4 protein-coding genes are annotated in these 3276 nt (G+C 41.8%); 2 read left to right on the top strand and 2 right to left on the bottom strand.

Annotation, left to right across the window (positions count from 1 at the left end):
* Positions 1 to 651, top strand: a 651-nt coding sequence (locus LE180_RS06765) for a hypothetical protein (protein WP_374134691.1), incomplete at its 5' end; no start/stop codon positions are given.
* Between the two features lie 21 nt (positions 652 to 672).
* Entirely contained in the window at positions 673 to 822 is a 150-nt protein-coding gene (locus tag LE180_RS06760; RefSeq protein ID WP_374134690.1) for a hypothetical protein, read from the top strand.
* A gap of 1192 nt (positions 823 to 2014) precedes the next feature.
* On the opposite strand, the gene LE180_RS06755 is transcribed toward LE180_RS06760, so the two are convergent.
* Both LE180_RS06755 and LE180_RS06750 read right to left on the bottom strand, forming a co-directional pair.
* A complete protein-coding gene (locus LE180_RS06755; protein ID WP_374134689.1) occupies positions 2015 to 2305 on the bottom strand; it encodes a hypothetical protein in 291 nt (96 codons plus the stop codon).
* Between the two features lie 127 nt (positions 2306 to 2432).
* The coding region (locus tag LE180_RS06750) for a ketose-bisphosphate aldolase (RefSeq protein ID WP_374134688.1) at positions 2433 to 3276 on the bottom strand (844 nt) is incomplete at its 5' end.

The following is a 3276-nucleotide window of genomic DNA, read 5'->3' as shown; positions in this document are numbered from 1 at the left end:
GTTGTTGTTGTTGTTGTTGTTGTAGTTGTTGTTGGTCTAGTTGTTGTTGTTGTTGTTGTTGTAGTTGTAGCAGTTGTTGTAGTTTTGATTGTAGTAGTATTTGTAGTTGTTGTTCGTGTCGTAGTACTAGTTGTTGTAGTTGTTGTCCGTATCGTAGTCGTAGTTGTTCTACTTGTTGTGGTAGTAGTAGTCGTTGTAGGTGGTGGTTTAGTACTACTATTAGTTGTAGTTGGTGTGGGTCTTGTATTAGTAGTTGTTGCACTCGTATTCTTTCTTGTAGTATCGCTACTTGTACTCCTGCTTGTGTGGCTACTAGTCTTCGTGCGTCTCGTGCCTCTAGCTCCTCTAGTATTCGTCTTTGTGTTGCTGCTCGTTCTTGTGGTTGTGTTGCTGCTCGTGCTCGTACGGCTTCTGCTAGCAGTCGTTCTAGTGATGCGCCACCTTCACCTGCGTTTAGTGGTGGTGGTACGCTTAGGTCTAGTGGTGGTGGTGGCGGTTCGGGTATCGTGTGTGATGGTATCGTGTGTGATGGTGCCGTGTGTACTAATACTGGTGTCAGCGGTTCGGGTATCGTGTGTGATGGTGTTGTGTGTGGCGGTGGTGTTACTGGTATTGGCGTTGCTACTGCTTGGTCGAATAGTGCTTTGCTGACACCGCTTTCAACAGTTGCTGATGGTGATGTTGCTGGTGATGGTTTGTGGTGTCGTGTGTACTGGTGTTTTTGATTCTGCTGCTGTTGATTTTGGTACGCCTCCGCCGGCGGGGTTGAAGAGGTCGAAGGCGCTGGTTGTGATACTTCTAAGTCACCGCGGTTGTTGTTGACGTTGTTGTTGACGTTGTTGTTGACGTTGTTGTTGTCGGCGTTGGCGTTGTTGCCCTCAACGCCTTTTTGTTGAGTTGAAGGCTTCTTCCACCACCCCTTCTTATGTCCTAACCACCATACCCCACTTCCCACCACGGCAACTGTTCCCAAAACTGCGACTGTGCCTACTGCCACTCTTGTTGGCGTTACGCTAAATCCTCCGACTTTCCCGATTTCACGATTCCAGAAGCTAACTGGAGTGGAATTTGAAGAGGAGGTGGAGGTAAGATTGCCATTATAGTCCCTCCGCGGTTTGACTACAGACATTATAGAGGGCGAGCTAACATCGCTACTAACTTTGCTACTAGCTTTGTTAGATTTATCGGGCGAGCATGCCGAAACGAGCAGAGAAAGGCAAACAAACAAGCTTACACATCTTTTTAAACGTAATGTCATCATATTATGTCCTCTTTTTAAGAGTGATGTCATCATACTATCTCCTCTTTTGTTTCTATACGATACCAAATATCCAAGATAAAAACAAATTTAGGTAATGTCATCATATTATTTTCTCTTTTGTTTCTATCTATCAGTTTTGATAGGTTTTGATAAATTTAGATTTGGATATTATAGATTCCAAACAAAAAAGTCGTACCAATTAATTAAAGCTACTACAACGTCTAGTTGATTTGCCCCGTCCACTGCATGTATTGCATGTGTAACTGCAACTGTGTCCGTGCATTACTCCGCCACATTCAATACTTCCCTAGTAGCGCTACTACTCTTCTTCTGACACGACACCGTATCAAATCAAAGTTTTTAACAAATCAAGCTACAACTATTGTAATTATATCAAAGCTTTTAACAATTTAATATAAAATCATCAAAAATTATAGGCAAAAGTCAGGCAAAAGCACCTCAAAAAACGGCTAAAGGGACTCTATAGTAAAGGGACAGAGTCCGGACGAACGGGCAAAGCCCGAACGGATGAAGTTTGGGGCAAAGTCCCTTGTGGCAAAGCTCCGTAGGACATAGTCCTCTAAGTCTAGAGGGACTAAGTCCTCAAGGGCAAAGCTCTGTAGGGCAAAGCTCTGTAGGGCAAAGCCCTCTAAGTCCCGGGTATTGGTTTTCGTTTAGCGAATATACGTTGTCGGACATACTGAAGGTGTTGTACAGTTTTCAATATCCGGCATAGCAACTAATAACGATTTCTTATTCTTTAGGCTCGAGAGAAATTACAATACCGTTATTCAATTTTGATGTTACAAAATTGTACAACCACACCATTATAATAGTCGGTATTATCGCTATAACAGTGTAGATAACTACAAGACATATCCATGCAACCATTTTTTGACCAAAGCTAAACTCTGCAGATAATGAACCGGTTTGTGGAAAAAAAACTATGAACAAACCGAGAAGAGCCGCAGAGACTACATAAATAACGGGCAAGACTTTAAGAACTGAAGAAAGCTGAATTTTCTTTACAATGTAAAGGGACATTTGAGACCTCCTTTGTTTTAACCTCAATCCGCGCCTACTCGAACGGACTGTAATAGAATATTTTCTTATTTATCAACCAATTTTGTTCACAGGTGTCCTACAAAATTTTTACAGCTTTTTAAAGAATCTATTCTGTTGCGTAAAATTTTTTCATGTCTCCGAGACTTTGAGGAGCGTAATCTTTTGCGTGTCCGGCAGTTCCGAAAGCTTTCATTTTTGAAGCTATGAGACTTGCAAGAGCAATCCTTGCAGGTCCGAGATAATCCCTAGGATCAAACTTCTCGGGAGTTTCTATAAAAACTTTTCTTATCGCAGATGTAATCGCGAGTCTCCCATCTGTATCAACATTAATTTTTGATACTCCAAGCTTAATTGCTTCCTGCAAACTTTCTATAGGCACGCCTGTTGCTCCCGGCATTTTGCCGCCGTATTTGTTTACTTCGTCGATTAATTCTTTAGGAACAGATGAAGCTCCATGAAGAACAATGGGAATATCAATTAAAGCCCTTATTTCTTTTAGAACATTAAACGCAAGATTTGCCGCGCCTTTAAACTTATACGCGCCGTGGGAGGTGCCTATTGCTATAGCCAAAGAATCTACGCTCGTTTCATCTACAAATTTTTTTGCTTCTTTAGGATCTGTTAAATGTATTGTCCCTGAACCAACACCATCTTCAAGACCTCCTAGAGTACCGATTTCTGCTTCAACAGAAACGCCTTTCGAATGAGCATACTCAACAACAGAACGCGTAACTTTTACATTGTAATCGTAAGTTGACGCTGTCTTACCGTCTTCCATAAGAGAACCGTCTATCATAACTGACGAGAATCCGAGATCTATTGCCTTTATTACCGTCTCCAAAGAGTTGCCGTGGTCCAAATGCATTGCGACAGGAATATCCGGATTTTCGATAACCGCAGCTTTCATCAAATAACCAAGATACGTAAAATTAGAATACTTTAATGCGCCT

The organism is Candidatus Endomicrobiellum pyrsonymphae, assembly GCF_020328025.1.
Taxonomy (GTDB): domain Bacteria; phylum Elusimicrobiota; class Endomicrobiia; order Endomicrobiales; family Endomicrobiaceae; genus Endomicrobiellum; species Endomicrobiellum pyrsonymphae.
This window is presented reverse-complemented; position numbering and strand designations above follow the sequence as displayed.

Coding starts and splice junctions, on each gene's coding strand:
- LE180_RS06755 (WP_374134689.1), bottom strand. CDS start 2,305: ATGTCCCTTTACATTGTAAAGAAAATTCAGCTTTCTTCAGTTCTTAAA.
- LE180_RS06760 (WP_374134690.1), top strand. CDS start 673: ATGGTGATGTTGCTGGTGATGGTTTGTGGTGTCGTGTGTACTGGTGTT.